This window comes from Stenotrophomonas rhizophila, assembly GCF_003651185.1.
GTDB classification, from domain to species: Bacteria; Pseudomonadota; Gammaproteobacteria; order Xanthomonadales; family Xanthomonadaceae; genus Stenotrophomonas; species Stenotrophomonas maltophilia_Z.
Genome location: NZ_RCDC01000004.1, coordinates 1,389,710 through 1,412,076 on the forward strand (window position 1 = coordinate 1,389,710; position 22,367 = coordinate 1,412,076).

Genomic DNA, 22,367 nt, shown 5'->3' on the forward strand with positions numbered 1-22,367 from the left:
ATGCCCGCAACCGATTGTTCCAAGCGTGATGTTCCGATGGCGTGCACGGGCACACGCCCCCCCCACCCTACGACCAAAGTACTAGCGGCAAGCCCCCGCCATTGCATTGACCGCGTCGGTGCCAAGGCGGACTCTTACGACGATCTCCAGGGAGACGCAATCTCATGAAAGGTTTTTCGAAACTGGGTTGGGCAGTCATCGCACTGCTTGGCGCATTCTGTCTAGGCACCGTCGCACTGCGCCGCGGTGAACCCATCAATGCGCTGTGGATCGTCGTCGCTGCGGTCTCCATCTATCTCATCGCGTATCGCTTCTACAGCCTGTTCATCGCCGACAAGGTGATGCAGCTCGATCCGACCCGGGCCACGCCCGCGGTGATCAACAACGACGGCCTGGATTACGTCCCGACCAACAAACACGTGCTGTTCGGCCACCACTTCGCCGCCATCGCCGGTGCAGGCCCGCTGGTCGGCCCGGTGCTGGCCGCGCAGATGGGCTACCTGCCCGGCCTGCTCTGGCTGGTGGTGGGCGTGGTCGTGGCCGGCGCGGTGCAGGATTTCATGATCCTGTTCCTCTCCAGCCGCCGCAACGGCCGCTCGCTGGGTGACCTGGTGCGTGAGGAAATGGGGCCGGTACCCGGCACCATCGCCTTGTTCGGTGCCTTCCTGATCATGATCATCATCCTGGCGGTGCTGGCGATGGTGGTGGTCAAGGCGCTGGCCGAAAGCCCGTGGGGCATGTTCACGGTCATCGCGACCATGCCGATCGCGATCCTGATGGGCGTGTACATGCGCTACATCCGCCCGGGCAAGATCGGCGAGATCTCCGTGGTCGGGCTGATCCTGCTGCTGGCCGCGATCTGGTTCGGTGGCAAGGTCGCCGCCGATCCGGTCTGGGGCCCGGCCTTCACCTTCACCGGCATCCAGATCACCTGGATGCTGATCGGCTACGGCTTCGTGGCCTCGGTGCTGCCGGTGTGGCTGCTGCTGGCCCCGCGCGATTACCTGTCCACCTTCCTCAAGATCGGCACCATCGTGGCGCTGGCCATCGGCATCCTGATCGTGATGCCGGAACTGAAGATGCCGGCCCTGACCCAGTTCGCCGCCAGCGGCGACGGCCCGGTCTGGAAAGGCGGGATGTTCCCGTTCCTGTTCATCACCATCGCCTGTGGCGCGGTGTCCGGTTTCCATGCCCTGATCGCCTCGGGTACCACGCCCAAGCTGCTCGCCAATGAGCGACACATGCGCTACATCGGCTACGGCGGCATGCTGATGGAATCGTTCGTCGCGGTGATGGCACTGGTGGCCGCCTCGATCATCGACCCGGGCATCTACTTCGCCATGAACGCACCGGCGGCCGTGATCGGCCCGGATGCGGTCTCCGCTGCGGCCTACATCAGCAATACGTGGGGCTTCATCATCACCCCCGAGCAGCTGGAGGCCACGGCCGCGGCAATCGGCGAGCCGACCATCCTGCACCGCGCCGGTGGCGCACCGACGCTGGCGGTGGGCATCGCGCAGATCCTGCACGAGGCGATCCCGAGCGGCAGCAACGCGATGATGGCGTTCTGGTACCACTTCGCGATCCTGTTCGAAGCGCTGTTCATCCTCACCGCGGTCGATGCCGGTACCCGTGCCGGTCGCTTCATGCTGCAGGACCTGCTGGGCAACTTCATCCCGGCCCTGAAGAAGACCGAATCGTGGACCGCCAACATCATCGCCACCGCCGGTTGCGTGGCGCTGTGGGGCTACCTGCTCTACACCGGCGTGGTGGATCCCTTCGGTGGCATCCAGACGCTGTGGCCGCTGTTCGGCATCTCCAACCAGATGCTGGCCGGTATCGCGCTGATGCTCGGCACCGTGGTGCTGTTCAAGATGAAGCGTGACCGCTTCGCCTGGGTGACCGGCGTGCCGGCCGTGTGGCTGCTGATCTGCACCACGTATGCGGGCCTGATCAAGATCTTCGACAGCAACCCGGCCCAGGGCTTCCTGGCCCAGGCGCACAAGTACCAGGATGCGATCGCCAGCGGCACGCTGACCGCCCCGGCCAAGACCGTCGGCCAGATGCACCAGATCGTGGTCAACGCCTACGTCAACACCGGCCTGACCGTGCTGTTCCTGTTCGTGGTGTTCTCGATCCTGTTCTACGCGATCAAGACCATCTTCATGGCCCGCCGCACGCCGCAGCGCACCGACAAGGAAACCCCGTACGTGGCGCTCGAGCCGCACCAGATGGCGGACCTGTGATGAGTACCGAACTCGTCCCCGCCGGTCAGTACCAGGCCCACCGCCGCATCTGGCGGCGCCTGGTGCAGACCGCACGGCTGTGCTGCGGCATTCCCGACTACGACAACTACGTCCGGCATGTGCTGGAGAAGCATCCGGACCGCGTGCCGATGGACTACAAGACGTTCTTCCGCGAGCGCCAGGAGGCGCGTTACAGCGGCAAGAACGGGGGACGCTGCTGCTGACCTCCAGCAGCGGATGCACTCGAAAACGGCGGCGCGAAAGCGCCGCCGTTTTTTGTCGGGTCGCGTTCGCCACTGCCTGCGACAGGCCTCGAGGGGAGCCGGCCAGCGGCCGGCGCTACTGGAGCGTAAGGGGGCTCAACGTCACCTGTGCATTGTTCGCCGCCCCCATCCGTCCGGTATAGGTCTGGCCGCGTTGCAGCAGGTAGAAACTGTCCAGGTAGTCGGTATCGTTGGTGAACCAGCTGCTCGGCATGGCCTTGAGGATCGCGCCGCCGATATCGGCAATCACCGCGTACTCCGGGGCGAAGGCGCCCAGCGCAAGCTTCACGCCTTCGGTGAGGGCGATCAGCAGGTCTTTGTAGTTGGTGTCGCCATCGTCTTCGAACAGTTGCACGTTGGCGGTATCGAACCGGTAGTTGCCCCAGATCACCAAGGGTTGGCCCGGGGTGTAATCGGTCTTGTCATGGTCCAGGTACGGCAGTGACACCGTGGCCATCTCCGGCTCTGCCTTGTCTGTCTGCAGCCCGGACACCACGGCGAACACTTCCGCGCCGCCCAACGCCCACGGCTCGCCGTCATTGGCCAGGCGGATACGGTCAAGCCGGGTGACATCCAGGGAGGTCGCTCCATCGGCGGCCACCGTGAGCCGGTCGGCCGACTGCAGTCCCCTCGCCTGCAACCCGGCATTGATCAGGGCCATGCCTTCCTGGACTGCCTGCCCGGTATCGATGTCCACGATCAATACCGGGAAGGTCGGGGCTACCTGCGCGTCCAGCAGATGCTGACGCCCGTGCCGGTCGTAGGCCACCAGGGAGGTCCAGGTGCGGTCGTCTCCCTTGGGCAACACTGCCACCCAGAGATCGGCAGGCGCCACTGCGCTCAGCGTCTGCCCGGCAGGCACGAAGCTGCGGACCTGCAGCAAACCGCGATCTGCGGCTGGCAGGCCCTTGTATCGGCGGACCAGAGCATCGCGTTCGGACAGCATCCGCGACGCCAGGCTGTTCCCACCCGGATCGCTCTCGGCCAGGACCGCGGTCAACGGCAGCCCGCGCTCGGGGTGGGCCGCCAGCGCAGCGACGAGGGCGCCGGCCCGTGCCGGCTGCCCGAGCCACGCAGCCACATCGCGTGCACTTGCATCGGCCACGGCGTGCACATGCCCTCGCTCGCCCGGGGCGGCCTTTACGGACACTACAGAAGCGAACATCAGTACGCCGGCGGTGATCACCGACATCAACACGTCTTTCGTCTTCATCGTGCTTCCTGATAGGTGTCGACTGCCGTCGACAAAAGATCCATGCCATGCGCGTTCGGCGCACAGCACAGTGCATGCCGACGGACCTTACGCGGCGGTGCCAGCACGATTCCGTACGCCCTTCACAGTTCGTGTCGCATGCAGCCATTTCTGACACCGGCGCGTGACCTGGGTCCCAGACGCATGACGTTCAGCGGGTCATCGCCGCCCAAAAAAAGAGGCGGCCATCAAGGCCGCCCCGGGAGTCGACAACGTGGCGCGCGCTTACGCGCCCGCCATCCATTTCAGGATCAGCCCGGTCACATACGCCAGGCCGGTACCGGTGGCATAGCCCACGGTGCCCAACAGCACGCCGACCGGCGCCAGCGACGGATGGAACGCGGCAGCGACCACGGGTGCCGATGCCGCTGCACCGATGTTGCCCTGCGAACCGATCGCGAAGAAGAACAGCGGCGCGCGCAGCAGCTTGGCGGCGATCCACAGCACCAGGATGTGGGTCAGCATCCAGATCGCGCCGAGCGCGAACAGCCACGGCCGGTCGAGCAGCGAGAGCAGGTCCATCTGCATGCCGATGCAGGCGATCAGGAAATACAGGAACAGGGTGCCAAGACGCGAGGCACCGGCCGATTCCAGGCGCCGCGCGCGGGTGAAGCTCAGGCCCAGGCCGAGCGCCGTGGACAGCAGCACCACCCAGACGAACGCGCTGTCCAGGCTGAACTGGCTGGCCCAGCTCACATTGGCCTTGAACCAGCTGCTCAGCGGCGCAGCGATGGCATGCGCCAGGCCGACGCCGCCCAGCCCCACACCGACGATCACCATCAGGTCGGTCAGGCTGGGAATGCGGGCATTCTGTGCTTCGTATGCCGAGATGCGCTCCTTCATCTCATCAATGGCGCGGGTATCGGCCCCGCTGCGGGCATCGATCTGCTTGGCGCGGTTGGCCAGGAACAGCAGGACCGCCATCCACAGGCTCGCGCAGGCCACATCGACCACGGCGAACTGGCCGAACGTCGTCGCATCGGTGCCGAACACTTCACGCATCGCCACCATGTTGGCGCCGCCGCCGATCCAGCTGCCGGCCAGCGCCGCCATGCCCTTCCAGGTGTCACCGGCCACGGTGGCCGGGTGGATCCAGGACATCGCCTGGAACGACACGATGGCGCCGAGGATGATGCCCAGCGTGCCGGCGCAGAACATCACCAGCAGCTTCGGGCCCAGCTTCATGATGCCCTTGAGGTCGATCGACAGGGTCAGCAGCACCAGCGCGGCGGGCAGCAGCACGTCGCGGGCGATCGGGTTGTAGAGCGAGGTGTTGTGGCCATCGATGAGGCCGGCGGTGTTGTAGATGGCCGGGATGAAGTAGCACAGCAGCAGGGCCGGTACCCACGCGAAAATCTTCTTGAGGAGCGGGGTCGGGCCGCTGGCGGCCCAGAAGATCACCGCCAGGGTGGCGGCGATCAGGCCGAGGCCGACGATGTCATTGGTGATCAGGGCAGTACTGGGTTCGGTCGGCATCAAGCCATCCTCTGTCGATCGAAGGGATAAAAAAAAGCGCCGCATAGAGCGGCGCCTCCGGAGCTTAACATTGTCTTCACGACGCCACACTTTGCGGCGCAGCGAGCAGGACGATTACGACGCAGGCAGCGATGGACGTTCACTGCGCCCGGGCAGCGAGGCCCCCAGATCGAGGATCACGCAGGTGCCCCGGGGAACGCAGGGCTCGATCTGCAGCGCCCAGCCCAGATGTTCACAGAGCCGGGCGATCAGCTCCAGGCCGATCCCGCTCTGCTCGTTGCGGTCGCCCCGCGCCATGCGCGCATGTACCGCCGCGATCTCTTCCGGACTCATGCCGAGCCCGGGATCCTGCAGGGTCACCACCGCCTGGCCGGAGACCTGGATGTGGATGGTGCCGCGGCCGCTGTTCTCGATCGCGTTGCGCAGCAGATTGCCGATCGCCGCCTGGACCACGCCCAGTGGCGCGACGATATCCACCCGTGCCAGGCCGTCGATCTCGATGCGCAGGTCCTTGTCGCCCATCAGGTGACGATGGTCTTCAATGATGTCCGGCACCAGCAGATCCAGCGGGATACGCTCGCCCAGTGCAGCCAGCCGCGCCGGGTCGCGCGCCAGCACCAGCAGCAGCTGGATCAACTGCTCCACGCCCTGCGCGGTGCGGTGCACCCGCTGCATCTGCTGGCGGGCGCGGTCGGGAATCTCCGGCTGGCCGAGTGCCAGTTCCGAGGCGCCGGTGATCACCGCGATCGGCGTGCGCAGTTCATGGCTGGCCGTGCTGATGAAGATCCGCTCGCGTTCAACGAACTGTTCGTTGCGCGCCAGGTAGTCGTTGAGCGCGTTGGCGATCACGTACAGCTCGGAGCTGGCCCGTGGGTCCACGTCCACCCGTTGCCCGGGAACACCCGGCCGCAGCTCGTCGATGCGCCGGGCCAGCGAGCTCAGCGGCCGTACCAGGCGACCGACGCCGAAGGACGCCATCACCACGGTGACGATGATCATCAGCACACCGGCCAGCAGCACCCAGCGCGTGGCGAACTGCTCCAGCTCATGGAAGTCATTGATGTCCAGCACCAGTGCCAGCCGCCCCAGCTGCGTGGTTTCGCGGACCATCACCGCGCTGGCGCGTCCGTTGACCTCCACACCGTCGTGCAGCCCCGGATGCAGCGTGCGCAGGCTCTCCGGCACCGTCGGGCTGCCGTTGATGTAGAACAGCCGCAGGGTGTCCGAATCCTGCCAGCGGTAGTGCGGCTCGTGTTCGATGTGGTTGACGATGCTGTCCAGCTCGGAGTTGAGCAGCGCGCGCCATGCCGAGTGCTCGGCGTGTTCGTGCACGTAGTTGCCCACGCTGAATACCGCCAGCGAGATCAGCGCGAGGTAGCCCAGCAGCCACCACACCATGCGCCGGTGCATCGGCGCTGGATTGGGCGGGCGCTTATGCCACTTCATCGGCACTGTCCGCAGCCGACACGCCGAGGCGGTAGCCGACCCGCGGCAAGGTGTGGATCAATTTCTGCTGGAACGGGCCATCGACGCTGCGGCGCAGTTCGTAGACATGCGAGCGCAGCAGATCGCCATCGGGCAGTTCATCCCCCCAGAGCGCAAATTCAAGCTGCTGGCGCGTGACTGCGCCGGGGCTGGCGCGCATCAGCACTTCCAGCAGCTTCCGGCAGGCCGGATACAGATGCAGCGGCTTGCCGTCGCGCTGCGCTTCCAGCGTAGAAAGATCCAGCTTGAGGTCGGACACCTCCAGCACCTTGCGCGGGTTACGCCCTTTGGCACGCACCATCAGCGCTTCCAGGCGCACTTCCAGCTCGGGCAGCGCGAACGGCTTGGTCAGGTAATCGTCGGCGCCGGCACGGAAGCCAGCGATCTTGTCTGGCAGCTCATCGCGCGCGGTGAGCATGATCACCGGCACTTCCGAGCCGTGGTCAGCACGCAACCGGCGCAGCACCTCCGGGCCTTCCATGCGCGGCAGCATCCAATCCAGGATCAGCGCGTCATAGGGCTGCGACACGGCCAGGTGCAGGCCGGTGACGCCATCGGGCGCGACATCGAGCACATGGCCCCGCGACTCGAAATAATCGAATAGATTGGCAACCAGCTGACGGTTGTCTTCAATGACCAGCAGCCGCATGGGAGACTCTCTTGACCGGTTGAAGGCATGGTAGCGGGAACCGTGTCGGAATCCGGTCGCAATGGGTGGTTTTACGACGCTTTTCCTACGCTGTCGGGGAGACAGTGGCTGTTTTGCCGACGAGCCTGGGCGTGACCGAATCCTTCTTCCTGCGGCGCTGGCCGCGTGTGCTGGTCTGCCTTGCCTTGCTGCTGGCACTGGCCGCCGGCATCGGCCTGCGCCAGCCCTCCCCGCCCGATGAACCGCGTTTCGTGCTCGCAGCGCGTGCCATGGTCGAGTCCGGCCAGTGGCTGCTGCCCCACCGCGGCAGCGAACTGTATGCGGAAAAACCGCCGGTCTTCATGTGGATGCAGGCCGCCAGCCACCAGCTGTTCGGCGGCTGGGCGCTCGCCTTTCTGGTGCCTTCGCTGCTGGCTGCGCTGCTCACGCTGTGGCTGACCTGGGACCTGGGCCGGCGCCTGTGGAACCGCCGGGTCGGGTGGTGGGCCCTGCTCGCGTTGTTCAGCTGCCTGCAGTTCGGCCTGATGGCCAAACGGGCCCAGATCGACATGGTGCTGGTAGCGATGACCACCCTGTCGCTGTGGGGGCTGCTGCGCCACCTGCTGGAGGGCCGCAACCGCCCGGCGCTGTGGTTGGCCGGCTTTGCTGCCGGGGTGGGCACGGTGACCAAGGGCGTCGGCTTCCTGCCGTTGCTGGTGCTGGTGCCGTTTGCCCTGTGGCGCTGGCGCGCCCGTGGCACGGCGTTGCCGCCGGGCACCGCGCGCGATCTGTGGTGGCTGCTGCCGGCCTTCCTGCTCGGCACGGCGGTCTGGCTGGCACCGTTGGGCATCGCCCTGCTCAACGCGTCCGATCCGGCACTGCACGCGTATGCGCGCGAACTGCTGTTCAAACAGACCGGCACCCGCTACGCCAACGCCTGGCACCACGTGAAGCCCGTCTGGTACTACCTGCAGGTGATGGTCACCTTGTGGTTGCCGGGCAGCCTGTTGCTGCCGGCGCTGATCCCCGCGTGGTGGCGCCGCCTCAACCGCCTGGACGGGCGCTGGTGGCTGCTGCTGGGGTGGGCGCTGCTGGTACTCGTCTTCTTCAGCGCCAGCCCGGGCAAGCGCGAGGTGTACATCTTCCCGATGCTGCCCGCGCTGTGCCTGGCCGCCGCACCGCTGCTGCCCGGGCTGCTGCGCCGGGCCGGGCTGCGCTGGCTGCTGTGGGCGTATGTCGCGGTGCTGGGCACGGCGGCGCTGTACATCGGCACACAGCTCTGGAGCGGTAGCGCGTGGGCGCACCTCCAGCTGGCCCGACGTGCCATGCCCGATGCCCTGCTGCCCGTATTGGGCGGCTGGCTGATCGCCTTCGGCGTGGTGCTGCTGGCCTTGGCACTGTGGTGGCGCCAACGGCGCGCGGGCGCACTGGTGGTGGCGACCGCCTTCCTGCTCTGGAATCTGTACGGCTGGGTGTTGATGCCGACGCTGGATCCGTACAGCTCCGCGTCCGCCGTGATGCAGCGGGTGGGCACGCGGATCGGGCCGGAGGCCGAGCTGGGCGTGGTGGCCTGGCGCGAGCAGAACCTGCTGCAGGCCGACCGCCCGGTGACCGATTTCGGCTTCAAAACGCCGTGGGAGCAGCAATGGCAGGCCGCAGGCCCGTGGTTGGCGCAGGCCCCGCAGCGCCGCTGGCTGCTGGTGCTTGATGAGGCGATCAGCCCCTGCGTGGACCCGTCGGCGGTGATCGAGATCGGCAGCGCCAATCGGAACCGCTGGCTGCTGTTCCCGGGCACCGCCTGGCAGGCGGACTGCCATGCCGCCGTGACGGCGACCGACACCGCGCAGGATGAGGAAGACTGAACGGAAGGTCGCGCTTAACCGGCGGCCAACATCGCTCCGACCCCTCTCCGACAACCCGCTGACGACCATGGCGCCGGAATCTCCCGCCGGCCCCATTGTCCATGTTCCCAGCGTCCACCGTTGCTCTCTCCTCCGCGCCGGCTGCGTCGGCCACGCCGCGCTTCCTCCGCGATCACCTCTGGGCTCCGCTGGCGTTGACCGCGCTCGCCAGCGCCGCGCTGATGGGCGCCGGGGGCGACCAGTGGCTGGCCGACCAGTGGTATCGCCTGGAAGGGCAGCAGTGGGCGCTGCAGAACGCGTGGGTCACCACTCACCTGATCCATCAGGCCGGCAAATGGGCCAGCAGTGCAGCTGCGCTGGTGGCGATCGTGCTGTGCTTCCACGCGTGGCGCAGCGAACGTGCGGCCGGGTGGCGCTGGCCCTTGCTGTACCTGGTGCTGGCGGTCGCACTGGGCACCGGCCTGGTCTCGCTGCTCAAGGCATTGACCAATATGGACTGCCCGTGGGATCTCACCCGCTACGGCGGCACCCGCGAGTTCATCGGCCTGTTCGCCACACGCCCACCGGGCATGCCGCGCGGGGTGTGCTTCCCGGGTGGGCACTCCAGCGCTGGCTTTGCGTGGATCAGCCTGTACTTCGTCGCCTTGATGGTGCGCCCCGCCTGGCGCTGGCGCGGCCTGGCGGTCGGCCTGCTGGCCGGCGGCGTGTTCGGGTTCTCGCAGCAACTGCGTGGCGCGCATTTCCTGTCGCATGATCTGTGGACACTGGCCACCTGCTGGGCGGTGTCGCTGGGCCTGTACCTGCTGGTTGAACGCATCCGGCTGCACGAACGCAGCACGGTGCCGGTCAGTGGGCAGGGAGACGCGGCATGAGCGCCACCCTCCCGCGTACTACACGCTTCCCGGCGCTGGCTGCCTTGCGCGCCTGGCGCCCGCAGTGCACCACCGAGACCTTGATCCTGCTCACCAGCGTGTTCTTCGCGGTCGCCTGCAACGGCTTGTTCTGGCACAGCGCAATGGCGACCCACCCGGGCAGCATGGGTTTCGCCCTCTCGCTGTTCCTGTTCCTGGTCGGCGCGCACAGCCTGCTGATGGGGCTGCTGGTCTGGCGCTGGAATGCCAAGGTGGTGCTGAGCGTGCTGCTGATCGGCACCGCGCTGGCTGCGCACTACATGAGCAGTTACCACATCTATCTGGATGCGGACATGCTGCGCAACGTACTGGCCACCGACCACAAGGAAAGCCGCGAACTGATCACGCCGAGCCTGATCCTGCCGCTGCTGCTGTTGGCCTTCGTACCGATGCTGCTGCTCTCGCGCGTGCAGCTCCGCCGCCGCACGCTGGGCAGGGTCCTTCTGTGGCGTATCGGTTTTCTGCTGCTGTCGGCACTGATCGCCTTCGGCGGGGCGATGCTCTCCTTCCAGGAGATGTCCTCGCTGATGCGCAACCAGCGCGAAGTGCGTTACCTGGCCACGCCCGGGAACTTCCTGCTCGGCCTGCCCAAGGCGCTGCGCGGTGACAATCCGATCCAGCGTGCGCCCAAGCTGCCGATCGGCATGGATGCCAACGTGACCCCGCGTGCCGCGGGCAGCCGCCCGCGCCTGCTGGTGATCGTGATGGGCGAGACCGCACGCGCACAGAACTGGGGCCTCAACGGCTATGCCAAGCAGACCACGCCGGAACTGGCCCAGGCCGGGGTGATCAATTTCCCCGACATGCATTCGTGCGGCACCAGTACCGAAGTCTCCCTGCCCTGCCTGTTCTCGCCCTATGGACGGCATGACTACGACGAAAAAAAGATCCGCGCGCACCAGTCGCTGCTGCACGTGCTGGATCACGCCGGCATTGCCACGCTGTGGCGTGACAACCAATCCGGTTGCAAGGGCGTGTGCGAGGGCCTGGAAATGCAGGCACTGGACGATGCCAAGCACCCGACCCTGTGCGCCAACGGGCGCTGCATGGACGAGATCCTGATCGACGATCTGGCCACCCAGGTGCGCGCCAGGCCCGGTGACCGCGTGGTGGTCCTGCACCAGCTGGGCAACCACGGGCCGAGTTACTTCGAACGCTATCCGCCGCGCTTCCGCCGCTTCACCCCGACCTGCGATACGCCGGACCTGGGCAAGTGCAGCCGCGAGCAGATCACCAACAGTTACGACAACGCGCTGTTGTACACCGATCACCTGCTCTCGCGCACGATCGGCACACTGAAGGGCATGGACGACTACGACACGGCGATGATCTACCTCTCCGATCATGGTGAATCGCTGGGCGAGAAGGGCCTGTATCTGCACGGTGTGCCGTATGCGATCGCCCCGCAGGAGCAGACCCGCGTACCGATGACGATGTGGTTCTCGCCGTCCTTCGCCGCCAACCGCGGGCTCAACCTGGCCTGCGTGCGGGAGCGCGCAGGCAAGTACACCGACCACGACAATCTGTTCCCGTCGGTGCTGGGGCTGATGCAGGTCAAGACGTCGATGTATGAGCGTGACCGCGATCTGTTTGCGTCGTGCGAGGTTTGAAGCGGAACGACCACTGCTGTCAGCTATTCGCTCTTCCGTTTTGGTCGAGGCAGGCCAGACCGTGGCGGGACCGTCGGGCGCCATGGATGGCGCATATCGAGCCCCCATGGACGGGTTCACGGGGGGTCCCGACAACCCGCCCGCACCGACCCAAACCACGATGCAATGACGCCACGCCGTTGACGTTGGCGCTACGATCCCACCCGAACCCTGCTGCCCTGCCCCTTGCGGTGCGCCCGGCGCTTCACTAGCCTTCGCCGGTCTGTCACCACCCAAGGATGTGCCCGTGAACCACCGCCCGCTCCTGCTGGCCCTGGCTGTCAGTGCTGCCGCACTGACGCTGGCGGCCTGCCAGAAGGAACCGTCCCCCGCCGATGCACCGGCCACGGGCACCACCCAGTCCAAGGAAACCGCGGACCAGTTCATCGCCCGCGTCAACGCCGAGTACAAAGCCATGTACCCGGAAATGACCTCGGCCCAGTGGCTGTCTTCGACCTACATCAATGACGATTCCGAGCGCGTCGCGGCCAAGGCCAACGAACGCTGGCTCACCGTGCTCAACGGCTGGATCGCCCAGGCCGGCCAGTACGACGGCCAGCCGATGAGCGAAGACACCAAGCGCCAGATCCACCTGCTCAAGCTGATGACCTCCATGCCCGCCCCGCGCGACCCGGCCAAGCTCTCCGAGCTGACCCGCATCGCCAGCCGCATGGAAGGCGCTTATGGCTCCGGCAAATACTGCACCGATGAAGCCAACCCCCAGACCTGCCGCCAGCTCGGCGATCTGGAACAGGTCCTCGCCCGCAGCCGCGACTACGACGCGCAGCTGGACGCCTGGCAGGGCTGGCATGGAACCACCAAGCCGATGCGCGCTGATTACGAGCGTTTCGTCAGCCTGGTCAATGAAGGTGCCAAAGAAATGGGCTTCGCCGACGCCGGGCAGATGTGGCGCAGCGGCTACGACATGCCGGCCGACCAGATCGGCCCGGAAACCGACCGGCTGTGGGACCAGGTCAAGCCGATGTACGAGCAGCTGCACTGCTATGCCCGTACCAAGCTCGATGCCACGTACGGCAAGGACAAGGCCGAGGTCAACGGCGGCCTGATCGCCGCGCACCTGACCGGCAACATGTGGCAGCAGGACTGGTCCAACCTGTGGGACCAGCTGGAACCGTATCCCGGTGCCGGCAACCTGGACATCACCGCCGCACTGGAAAAGCAGTACCAGACCAACCTCAGTGGCGCACTGGCCAAGGCCGGCAGCGGCGCGAACGTGGAAGCGCTGTACAAGGCGCAGCGTGAGGCCGAACTGCGTACCGCCAAGCAGATGACCGAGCGCGCGCAGGACTTCTATGTCTCGCTCGGCATGCCGGCACTGCCGAAGTCGTACTGGGACAAGACCCAGTTCATCAAGCCGCTGGACCGTGACGTGGTCTGCCACGCCAGCGCGTGGGACATGAACATGGAAGGCGACGTGCGCACCAAGATGTGCATCAAGCCGAACGAAGAGAATTTCACCACGATCTACCACGAGCTGGGTCATATCTATTACGACCTGGCCTACAACCCGCTGCCGCCGTTGTTCCAGGGCGGTGCCAACGACGGCTTCCATGAAGCGATCGGCGACACCATCGTGCTGGCGATGACGCCGCAGTACCTCAACTCGATCGGCCTGGTCGACGCCCCGCAGGAAAGCCGCGAGGCGACCATCAACGCGCAGATGCGCATGGCCCTGAGCGGCGTGTCGTTCCTGCCGTTCGGCCTGATGATCGACCGCTGGCGCTGGGGCGTGTTCGATGGCTCGATCACCCCGGACCATTACAACCAGGCGTGGTGGGACCTGAAGGCCAAGTACCAGGGCGTGGCCCCGGCCAGCGCGCGCGGTGAGGAATTCTTCGATGCGGGCGCCAAGTACCACGTGCCGGGCAACACCCCGTACACCCGCTACTTCCTGGCGCGCATCCTGCAGTTCCAGTTCTACAAGGGCCTGTGCGATGCCTCCGGTTACAAGGGTCCGCTGCATCAGTGCAGCTTCTACGGCAACAAGGAAGCCGGCCAGAAGTTCTGGGCCATGCTGAGCAAGGGCGCCAGCCAGCCGTGGCAGGCCACGCTGAAGGAAATCACCGGCGGCGACAAACTCGATGCCGGCCCGATGATCGAGTACTTCACCCCGGTCAACGAATGGCTCAAGCAGCAGAACCAGGGCCAGATGTGCGGTTGGCAGGTGCCGGCGGCCACCGCTGCGGCCCCGGCCGCACCGACGGCGCGCGCGGCACCGTAACCCGTGGGTTGGGCCGGGCCCGCCCGGCCGCAGCCCGCAACGAAAAAACCGGCCGAAAGGCCGGTTTTTTCATGCGCTTCCACGCAGGGCGTGGCGCTACGACGTGGGTTTCAGGGCGGCCGCCAGCTCGGTCTTGAACTGCTCGAAGTCCATGCCGTCGGCCTTGGCCTCGGCGTGCGCGGCATCCTTCAACGCATCCGAGTACACCAACCGGACCGGCGTGCCCTGCCGCTCGTGCAGTTCGGCGGCCTGCATGATCAAGGCCAGCACGCGTGCCGCGCTGGTGGTCTGCCCCGCGATGCGTCCGTCCATGCCCAGCACCCACTCACCCTCGCGGCGCACCACACCGGCCAGCAGCGTGCGTTGCTGGTCGCGCAGTTCGGCATGCGGCTCGACCGGCGGGGTGGCGGCCTGCTCGCGGTTGGCGGCCTGGGTTTCGCGGCGCCGGCGGATGTCGCGGCGCAGTTTGGAGGTGGTCGACATGGGGAAATCCGGACTGCGGCAAAGCGCCAAGGATACCGCACGGACCCTGGCGAGCCCGTATCGCAGCACGGGCGGCCCTCTCAATCCAGGACCTTGCCGTGCCGCCAATAGCCCATGAAGGTGATGGCCTGGCGGTCGATACCACAGGTTTTGACCAGGTGCCGGCGGACCGCCATCACCGCGCCGGCCTCGCCGGCGACCCAGGCATACAGCCCGCCGCCCGGCGCACTGGCCTGCTCCCACAGGATGTCCTGATCGATGTCGATCTCGGCCAGTTCCTGCTCACCATGGCGCGTACCGGAGGGACCGACCCGGGCCCGTACCGCGTCCTGCAGCCGCTGACCATGCGCGGCGCCCTCGCGGGCCAGCCAGAACAGCTGCGCACCGGGCGGTGCCTGCAGCGGCATTACATCCGCCTCGTGCTCCACCTCCAGGAAGGCCTGCACGTCCGGCGGCTGCGGCCACTGCGCCAAGTCTTCCAGAATGCCGGCCACGGCTGGCAGCGCAGTGTCATCGGCCACCAACAGCACGCGCTTCACCTGCGCCGGCGGCTTCCACTCGTAGCCCTCGCTGCTGGCCTCGACCCGCGCATCGGGCGCCAGCAGTCCGACCCGATCGCCGACACGTGCCTGCATGGCCCAACGCGAGGCGGGGCCGGTCTCGCCGTGCAGCACGAAATCGACATCAACTTCGCCCACTTCAGGGCGCAGCGCACGGATGGTGTAGGTGCGCATCGGCGCACGCTCGGTGTCGGGCAGCGCGCGATAACGCGCGTACCAGTCCTCGCCCTGCGGCACCTCGGGGGCTGGCTGGCCGGGTAGCGGGAAGAACACCTTGATACGCTGATCCGGCCCGTCGGTCTTCATGTTGGCCACATCGGGCGCAGCGAAGACCATGCGGGTAAGCGACGGAGAGAGAACGGTGCGCTGCTTGAGCGCGACATCGAACAGGCGGTAGGTCTGATGGGCAGCCATGCAATCACCCTGAGTTGCGGCGGACGCGGCGTCCGCAGGGGAGCGTATTGGCTGTCGTGGAGCACGAACTGGCTGGCGAAGGCACAGGATACGCCGCAGTCGCGCAATGGCAATGCCGCCACGCCTGCGTTGTGTGCAGGCGTGGCATGCATGCGGCTCACTCGATGGGCGTGAGCAGGTCGCGGCGGCGTTCGCAGCGCCGCTCCCAGTACCAGAAGACGGCACCGATGGCGAAGAAGCCCGCGTAGCCCAAGGCCAGGTGCATCGGGCTGCTGCTGAGCATCGGCGAGACCACGCCGGCCACCACCGTGTTGATCATCAGCTGGATGAACATCTGCATCGAGGAGGCCAGGCCGCGCTGATGCGGGTACATGTCCAGCACGGCCAGCGCCAGGATCGGGAAGATCAAGGCCATGCCGACGCCGCCCAGGAAGATCGGCATCACCGCCCACGGCAGCGCGATCTGCGGTACCGATGCCACGTAGCCGAAGTTCAACAGCGCCGAGACCGCGCACAACGCAAACCCGATCGCGATCTGTCGCTGCGGCACGATCCGCCCGGCCATGCGCCCGGACAGGAACGAGCCCACGGTCATGCCGCCGATGGTGGGAATGAACAACCAGGCAAATCCGCCTTCGCCGAGCTTCAGGTGCTGCATCACGAACACCGGCGCCGAGGCGATATACAGGAAGATGCCGGAGAAATTGAACGCACCGGCTGCAGCAAGACGCAGCAGGCGCGCATTGGAACCCATCCGCGCATAGCTGCGCAGCAGTTCCCGCATCGACAGTGGCGTGCGCGCCTCGACCGGATGGGTTTCGGGCAGCCACTTGCCGGTGGCCAGCAGCAACACCACGCCGAACAGCACCAGGAACCAGAAGATCAACGGCCAGTCGCCGCCGCCGAGCAGGATCCAGCCACCGATGATCGGGGCGATCGCCGGGGCGACGCCGAAGATCATCGAGACCTGGCTCATCAAGCGCTGCGCGTCGGCACCGTGGTACAGATCGCGGATCACGGCGCGGCCGACGATCACACCCACACCGGCCGTCACGCCCTGCAGCGCGCGGAACACCAGCAACGTGGTCATGTCCCGCGACAGCGCACAGCCGATCGAGGCGCCGATGAACAGCACCAGCCCACCGATGATCACCCGCTTGCGGCCGAACGCATCCGAGAGCGGGCCGTGGGCCAGGCTCATCAGCCCATAGAACAGCAGGTACACGCTGATGGTCTGCTGCACCGCGACCTGGTCCACCTGCATGCGGTCGCCCAGCAGCAGGAAGGCGGGAAAGATGGTGTCGATCGAGAACGGACCGAACATCGCCAGGCCTGCGAGCAGCAGGGCCAAGCGGCGGGTCGAGGGTGAGGCGGGCGTCATGCGGGCTTCCGTCAGCGGCCATGCGCACTGCACGGCGGGCGCCTGGCCCGGAACGGGCGGCGCCAGATGAATACGAGGATCCAGTGATCATAGGCCTTTGCCGCCCCCGGCACCATGCCCGGGCCGGGTTTCCGGGGTCCTGCGCGGCTGCGTATTCATGTGCCGGAAAGGCCCAGTGCCCGAAACGGCTGGGCTATAATCGCCGCGCTACATGGTGGGAGAAGCGGACACCCGCTGCCGAAGGCGCAACGCCCGTAATCGCTCAGGCCCGATACCACCCGTACCAAAACTCTGGAGAGACCGGCGAATGCCGGCGCCGAAGGGGCACGAAGCACGCCGATGCGCGCTTTTAAACTCTCAGGCAAAAGGACAGAGGGGCACCCAGGAAGACCGCAAGGTCCGGTGGATCGCTGTCGCCCGCGACGCGCCCTGGCCCGGCCGCCTTCCGAACGTGCGTGCCCACTCTCCGAGATGCCAGCCATGTCCCAGAACACCCCCTCCCTGCGCGAGCTTGAACACAGCCACGCGTTCGTCGAACGCCATATCGGCCCCAACGACGCCGAAATCGCGCAGATGCTCGATGTGGTCGGCCACGCCTCGCTGGACGCACTGACCGATGCGATCGTCCCGGCCGGGATCAAATCGCCGGCACCGCTGGACCTGCCCGAGTCGCTGACCGAAGTGCAGGCACTGGCCAAGATCCGCGCCATCGCCGACAAGAACCAGGTGTTCCGCACCTTCATCGGCCAGGGCTACTACGGCACGCTCACCCCGAACGTCATCCTGCGCAACGTGCTGGAAAACCCGGCGTGGTACACCGCCTACACCCCGTACCAGGCCGAGATTTCGCAGGGCCGCATGGAAGCGCTGATCAACTTCCAGACGCTGTGCGCCGACCTCACGGGCATGGAGATCGCCAACGCCTCGCTGCTGGATGAGGCCACCGCCGCCGCCGAAGCGATGACCCTGGCCAAGCGTTCGGCCAAGTCGAAGTCCGATACGTTCTTCGTGCACGACGCCGTGCACCCGCAGACGCTGGAACTGCTGCGCACCCGCGCCGAGCCGATGGGCATCGTTCTGCGCGTGGGCACCCCGGCCGAGGCGATGGAAGCCGAAGCCTACGGCGTGCTGCTGCAGTACCCGGATACCTTCGGCCATATCGGCGATTACAAGGCGCTGGCCGATGCCGTGCACGCGCGCGGTGGCCTGGTCGCCGTGGCCACCGACCTGCTGGCACTGACCCTGATCGCCGCGCCCGGCGAATGGGGTGCGGACATCGTGGTCGGCAACTCGCAGCGCTTCGGCGTGCCGTTCGGCTTCGGCGGCCCGCATGCCGCTTTCATGGCCTGCCGCGACGCCTACAAGCGCTCGATGCCGGGCCGCCTGATCGGTGTCTCGGTCGATGCGCAGGGCAACGCCGCGTACCGCCTGACCCTGCAGACCCGCGAGCAGCACATCCGCCGCGAGAAGGCGACCTCCAACATCTGCACCGCGCAGGTGCTGCTGGCGGTGATGGCCTCGATGTACGCCGTGTACCACGGCCCGGAAGGCCTGACCCGCATCGCCCGTCGCACCCACCGTCTGGCCAGCATCCTGGCCGCCGCGCTGCGCGGCGCCGGCGTCAACGTGGGCGAGCATTTCTTCGACACCCTGCACGTCAAGGATGTGGACGCCAAGGCGATCCACGACAAGGCTGCGGCGGCGCGCATCAACCTGCGTGCGATCGACAGCGATGCGGTCGGCATCAGCCTGGATGAAACCGCCACCCGCGCCGACATCATCGCGCTGGGCCAGCTGTTCGGTGCGACCGTCGACGTGGACGCGCTCGATGCGGCCACCGCCGATGCGTTGCCGGCCGATCTGGTGCGCACCAGCGCCTTCCTGACCCACCCGGTGTTCAACACCCACCACAGCGAACACGAACTGCTGCGTTACCTGCGTTCGCTGGCGGACAAGGACCTGGCGATGGATCGCACCATGATCCCGCTGGGCAGCTGCACCATGAAGCTCAACGCCACCGCCGAGATGATCCCGGTGACCTGGCCGGAGTTCGCCAACATCCATCCGCTGGCCCCGGCCGACCAGGCTACCGGCTACAAGGAACTGATCGACGGCCTGGAAGCGATGCTGGTCGAGTGCACCGGTTACGACGCGGTGAGCCTGCAGCCGAACTCCGGCGCGCAGGGCGAGTACGCCGGCCTGCTGGCGATCCGCGCCTACCACCGCTCGCGCGGCGAGGGCCATCGCGACGTCTGCCTGATCCCGGATTCGGCGCACGGCACCAACCCGGCCTCGGCGCAGATGTGCGGCATGAAGGTCGTGGTGACCAAGACCGATGCCAACGGCAACGTCGACCTGGAGGACATCCGGGTCAACGCGGAGAAGTACAGCGACCGCCTGGCCGCGCTGATGATCACCTACCCGTCCACGCATGGCGTGTTCGAGGAAGAGGTGGTGGATATCTGCGAGATCGTGCACAAGCACGGCGGCCAGGTGTACACCGACGGCGCCAACATGAACGCCCTGGTCGGCGTGGCCAAGCCCGGCAAGTGGGGCTCGGACGTCTCGCACCTGAACCTGCACAAGACCTTCTGCATCCCGCACGGCGGCGGTGGCCCGGGCGTCGGCCCGTGTGCGGTCAAGTCGCACCTCGCCCCGTTCCTGCCGAAGGTGCTGGGCGGCGAAGGCGATGTCGGCATGGTCAGCGCGGCCAGCTTCGGCAGCGCCTCGATCCTGCCGATCAGCTGGATGTACATCACGCTGATGGGCACCGCCGGCCTGCGCAAGGCAACCCAGGTGGCCCTGCTCAACGCCAACTACATCGCCAAGCGCCTGGCCCCGCACTTCAAGACCCTGTACACCGGCCGCAACGGCCTGGTGGCGCACGAGTGCATCCTGGACGTGCGACCGCTGGAGAAGACCTCCGGCATCGGCGCCGAGGACGTGGCCAAGCGCCTGATCGATTTCGGCTTCCACGCCCCGACCCTGAGCTTCCCGGTCGCCGGCACGCTGATGGTGGAACCGACCGAGAGCGAATCGCTGCACGAGCTGGATCGCTTCATCAACGCGATGATCCAGATCCGTGAGGAAATCGCCGCGATCGAAGACGGCCGTCTGGACCGCGAGGACAACCCGCTCAAGCACGCCCCGCACACCGCCACGGCGGTCTCGGCCAGCGAGTGGGCCCACGCCTACCCGCGCGAGCTGGCGGCGTTCCCGCTGGCCAGCCTGCGCCAGCAGAAGTACTGGCCGCCGGTGGCACGCGTGGACAACGTCTACGGCGACAAGAACGTGATGTGCGCCTGCATCCCGGTCGATGCGTACAAGGAAGACGAGGGCGTGGAGGTCTGAGCCTCCCTGCCCTGACGCAACAGCAGACGGCCCGCGCAAGCGGGCCGTTTTTGTTATGGGCTGCTGCCGACTCCCCGTCTCCCGGCTCCTGCGCGCCGTGGAGGAGAGCCGCCTTTGGATTCTGCAGGCTGGGCGGGGGTGTGTGGGTTCGCGGGACACGCCGTGAATCCGTCCATGGAGGCTCATGTCGCGCCATCCATGGCGCTCATGGTCCCGCCAACCCACACACCCCCGCCCTCGACAGCCTGTCGGCCGCCCATGAAGAAACAAACGCAGATGCCCTGCGGCGGAGATGAGCGTCAGTAGGTCATGCCGTCGTCGCGTCACGTTGCAGTCAATCACCCAGGCATCAGCATCAGCATCGGCGTTGGCGTTGGCGTTGGCATTGGCGTTGAACATCGAGCACTGTGCATCGAGCATCGAGCATCGAGCACTGAGTACTTGGCACTGAGCACTGAGAATTGAGATGAACGCCGAGTATCCAGATTCGAGAAGCGAGCAGCGCAGCACCAGCTCGGCTGCTTTCTGCTTTGGACTTTCTGCTTTGGACTTTCCATCGCCCACCAGCCCCCTGTCAAAGGGTGGGCACGGGTGGGTTGGCGGGACCGTGTGTTGCCATGGATGGCAACACACGAGCCTACAGGGACGTACTTGCGGCGGGTCCCGACAACCCACCCGTGCCCGCCCCAACCAGCGGACCCCAAAACCTGCGGCTGTTAGCTGTTAGCTGTTAGCTGTAGCACGCACCCGACGCGCGATCTCACTGCTCGCCGCAATCACCACCGTCAGCGCCGCCATCGACAGGAACTGCACCCGCGTGTGCGCTTCGGATAGCAACAGACCGAAGATCAGCGCCAGCACCCCCAACCCGATCACCGTCAGATACGGATACCCCGCCATCCGGAACGGCAACCGCGTCCCATCCCGGTTCGCACGATGGCGCAGAATCAACTGCGACAGCAACGAAATCGTCCACACCAACAGACACGTCGAGCCCACGATGTTGAGCAGCACCGGCAACACCTTGTCCGGGAACACCAGCTCCATCACCGTCGCCGCAAAACCGAACAGCACACTGGCCAGCACCGCGATGATCGGCACCTGGCGCGGATCGGTCCAGCCCAGCACCGCCGGCGCCTCGCGGCGCTGCGCCAGCGAATACATCATCCGCGACGCACCGTAGAGATTGGCGTTCAACGCCGACAGCAGCGCGATCACCGCGATCAGCGTGATCGCCGTCGCCGCGCCCGGAATCTTGGCCGCTTCCAGCACCGCCGCGAACGGCGACCTGAGTGCCTCGCTGGTCCACGGGACCACCGCGATGATCACGCTCAGCGAGCCGATGTAGAACACCAGGATGCGCCAGGCCACGGTGCGGATCGCACGGGCGATGCTGCGCTCGGGATCTTCGGTTTCGGCCGCGGCCACCGCCACGATCTCGGTGCCGCCAAAGGCGAATATCACCACCAGCAGCGCCGCGCCGATCCCGGCCAGGCCCTTGGGCATGAAGCCACCGTGCTCGGTGAAGTTGCGCAGGCCCGGCGAGGCCACGTCCGGCAGCCAGCCCATCAGCAACGCCACGCCGATCAGGATGAAGCCGACGATCGCGGCCACTTTCAGGATCGCGAACCAGAATTCGAACTCGCCGAAGTTCTTCACCCCGAGCAGATTGATGGCGGTGAAGAACAGCATGAAGGCCAGCGCCGCCATCGGCACCGGAATCGCCGGCCAGACCGTGGCGAGCAGGCCGGCCGCACCGACCGCTTCAGCGGCGATCACGATCACCAGCTGCACCCACCACAGCCAGCCCACCGTGGCGCCGGCGGTGGCGCCCATGGCGTCGGCGGCGTACACCGAGAACGCGCCGCTGGTCGGCTTGGCCGCGGCCATTTCGCCGAGCGCGTTCATCACGATGATCACCAGCGCGCCGGCGACCAGATACGACAGCAGGACCGCCGGGCCGGCGGCCTGGACGCCCACCCCGGAACCGAGGAACAGGCCGGCGCCGATCGCGCTGCCCAGGCCCATCATGATCAGCTGGCGGGGCTTGAGCGCGTGTCCCAGGCGGGTATCGGCGGGCGGAGTGGCAGGAGCCGGAGTCTGGGATGCGGGCATCGGAATCGATTGGCGGGCAACAAGTGCGACACCATACCCTGTCGGCCGC

15 protein-coding genes and 1 riboswitch are annotated in these 22,367 nt (G+C 66.7%); of the genes, 7 read left to right on the forward strand and 8 right to left on the reverse strand.

Annotated elements, in window-relative coordinates; translation table 11 throughout:
- Positions 1–164: 164 nt before the first annotated feature.
- Both BCL79_RS06300 and BCL79_RS06305 read left to right on the forward strand, forming a co-directional pair.
- Positions 165–2,246, forward strand: coding sequence for a carbon starvation CstA family protein (locus BCL79_RS06300; protein ID WP_121038787.1), 2,082 nt, complete (start codon positions 165–167; stop codon positions 2,244–2,246).
- Positions 2,246–2,470 (forward strand): YbdD/YjiX family protein, encoded by a 225-nt coding sequence (locus BCL79_RS06305; protein ID WP_019183464.1) that lies wholly within the window; start codon positions 2,246–2,248, stop codon positions 2,468–2,470. The genes BCL79_RS06300 and BCL79_RS06305 overlap by 1 nt, the downstream gene beginning before the upstream one ends.
- A gap of 115 nt (positions 2,471–2,585) precedes the next feature.
- Here BCL79_RS06305 and BCL79_RS06310 read toward each other — a convergent pair whose 3' ends face one another.
- The 4 genes from BCL79_RS06310 to BCL79_RS06325 all read right to left on the reverse strand — a co-directional run bounded on the left by BCL79_RS06310 (position 2,586) and on the right by BCL79_RS06325 (position 7,371).
- On the reverse strand, positions 2,586–3,722 hold the full coding sequence (locus BCL79_RS06310; protein ID WP_121038790.1) for a DUF3103 family protein: 1,137 nt from the start codon (positions 3,720–3,722) through the stop codon (positions 2,586–2,588).
- A 264-nt stretch (positions 3,723–3,986) separates the two neighbouring features.
- A complete protein-coding gene (locus tag BCL79_RS06315; protein WP_121038793.1) occupies positions 3,987–5,237 on the reverse strand; it encodes a DUF819 domain-containing protein in 1,251 nt (416 codons plus the stop codon).
- Between the two features lie 114 nt (positions 5,238–5,351).
- Positions 5,352–6,683: a sensor histidine kinase gene (locus tag BCL79_RS06320; RefSeq protein ID WP_121038796.1), complete on the reverse strand. Its 1,332-nt coding sequence runs from the start codon at positions 6,681–6,683 to the stop codon at positions 5,352–5,354.
- Entirely contained in the window at positions 6,670–7,371 is a 702-nt protein-coding gene (locus BCL79_RS06325) for a response regulator transcription factor (RefSeq protein WP_121038799.1), read from the reverse strand. The genes BCL79_RS06320 and BCL79_RS06325 overlap by 14 nt, the downstream gene beginning before the upstream one ends.
- 125 nt (positions 7,372–7,496) lie before the next feature.
- Here BCL79_RS06325 and BCL79_RS06330 point away from each other — a divergent pair, with 125 nt between their 5' ends.
- From BCL79_RS06330 to BCL79_RS06345, 4 genes are all read left to right on the forward strand, one after another.
- On the forward strand, positions 7,497–9,212 hold the full coding sequence (locus BCL79_RS06330) for a glycosyltransferase family 39 protein (RefSeq protein ID WP_428999445.1): 1,716 nt from the start codon (positions 7,497–7,499) through the stop codon (positions 9,210–9,212).
- Between the two features lie 101 nt (positions 9,213–9,313).
- A complete protein-coding gene (locus tag BCL79_RS06335; RefSeq protein ID WP_121038802.1) occupies positions 9,314–10,084 on the forward strand; it encodes a phosphatase PAP2 family protein in 771 nt (256 codons plus the stop codon).
- Entirely contained in the window at positions 10,081–11,733 is a 1,653-nt protein-coding gene (locus BCL79_RS06340; protein ID WP_121038805.1) for a phosphoethanolamine transferase, read from the forward strand. The genes BCL79_RS06335 and BCL79_RS06340 overlap by 4 nt, the downstream gene beginning before the upstream one ends.
- A gap of 286 nt (positions 11,734–12,019) precedes the next feature.
- Entirely contained in the window at positions 12,020–14,014 is a 1,995-nt protein-coding gene (locus tag BCL79_RS06345; protein ID WP_121038808.1) for a M2 family metallopeptidase, read from the forward strand.
- A gap of 96 nt (positions 14,015–14,110) precedes the next feature.
- Here BCL79_RS06345 and BCL79_RS06350 read toward each other — a convergent pair whose 3' ends face one another.
- The 3 genes from BCL79_RS06350 to BCL79_RS06360 all read right to left on the reverse strand — a co-directional run bounded on the left by BCL79_RS06350 (position 14,111) and on the right by BCL79_RS06360 (position 16,852).
- On the reverse strand, positions 14,111–14,497 hold the full coding sequence (locus BCL79_RS06350) for a hypothetical protein (RefSeq protein WP_121038811.1): 387 nt from the start codon (positions 14,495–14,497) through the stop codon (positions 14,111–14,113).
- 80 nt (positions 14,498–14,577) lie between these two features.
- Positions 14,578–15,471, reverse strand: a complete 894-nt coding sequence (locus BCL79_RS06355) for a siderophore-interacting protein (protein ID WP_121038815.1) — start codon at positions 15,469–15,471, stop codon at positions 14,578–14,580.
- A gap of 157 nt (positions 15,472–15,628) precedes the next feature.
- Positions 15,629–16,852 carry a multidrug effflux MFS transporter gene (locus BCL79_RS06360; RefSeq protein ID WP_121038818.1) on the reverse strand — a complete coding sequence of 408 codons (1,224 nt, stop codon included), beginning with the start codon at positions 16,850–16,852 and terminating at the stop codon, positions 15,629–15,631.
- A gap of 281 nt (positions 16,853–17,133) precedes the next feature.
- Positions 17,134–17,235: riboswitch (glycine riboswitch) on the forward strand.
- Between the two features lie 88 nt (positions 17,236–17,323).
- Here BCL79_RS06360 and gcvP point away from each other — a divergent pair.
- Complete coding sequence (gene gcvP / locus BCL79_RS06365; protein ID WP_183073683.1) at positions 17,324–20,203, forward strand: aminomethyl-transferring glycine dehydrogenase; 2,880 nt, start codon at positions 17,324–17,326, stop codon at positions 20,201–20,203.
- Between the two features lie 723 nt (positions 20,204–20,926).
- Here gcvP and BCL79_RS06370 read toward each other — a convergent pair.
- On the reverse strand, positions 20,927–22,318 hold the full coding sequence (locus BCL79_RS06370) for an amino acid permease (RefSeq protein WP_121038824.1): 1,392 nt from the start codon (positions 22,316–22,318) through the stop codon (positions 20,927–20,929).
- Positions 22,319–22,367 lie beyond the last annotated feature (49 nt).

Bases quoted from the DNA above. Each gene is read 5' to 3' on its own strand.
- BCL79_RS06300 (WP_121038787.1), top strand. From the start codon at position 165: ATGAAAGGTTTTTCGAAACTGGGTTGGGCAGTCATCGCACTGCTTGGC.
- BCL79_RS06305 (WP_019183464.1), top strand. From the start codon at position 2,246: ATGAGTACCGAACTCGTCCCCGCCGGTCAGTACCAGGCCCACCGCCGC.
- BCL79_RS06310 (WP_121038790.1), bottom strand. From the start codon at position 3,722: ATGAAGACGAAAGACGTGTTGATGTCGGTGATCACCGCCGGCGTACTG.
- BCL79_RS06315 (WP_121038793.1), bottom strand. From the start codon at position 5,237: ATGCCGACCGAACCCAGTACTGCCCTGATCACCAATGACATCGTCGGC.
- BCL79_RS06320 (WP_121038796.1), bottom strand. From the start codon at position 6,683: ATGAAGTGGCATAAGCGCCCGCCCAATCCAGCGCCGATGCACCGGCGC.
- BCL79_RS06325 (WP_121038799.1), bottom strand. From the start codon at position 7,371: ATGCGGCTGCTGGTCATTGAAGACAACCGTCAGCTGGTTGCCAATCTA.
- BCL79_RS06335 (WP_121038802.1), top strand. From the start codon at position 9,314: ATGTTCCCAGCGTCCACCGTTGCTCTCTCCTCCGCGCCGGCTGCGTCG.
- BCL79_RS06340 (WP_121038805.1), top strand. From the start codon at position 10,081: ATGAGCGCCACCCTCCCGCGTACTACACGCTTCCCGGCGCTGGCTGCC.
- BCL79_RS06350 (WP_121038811.1), bottom strand. From the start codon at position 14,497: ATGTCGACCACCTCCAAACTGCGCCGCGACATCCGCCGGCGCCGCGAA.
- BCL79_RS06355 (WP_121038815.1), bottom strand. From the start codon at position 15,471: ATGGCTGCCCATCAGACCTACCGCCTGTTCGATGTCGCGCTCAAGCAG.
- BCL79_RS06360 (WP_121038818.1), bottom strand. From the start codon at position 16,852: ATGACGCCCGCCTCACCCTCGACCCGCCGCTTGGCCCTGCTGCTCGCA.
- gcvP (WP_183073683.1), top strand. From the start codon at position 17,324: ATGCCAGCCATGTCCCAGAACACCCCCTCCCTGCGCGAGCTTGAACAC.
- BCL79_RS06370 (WP_121038824.1), bottom strand. From the start codon at position 22,318: ATGCCCGCATCCCAGACTCCGGCTCCTGCCACTCCGCCCGCCGATACC.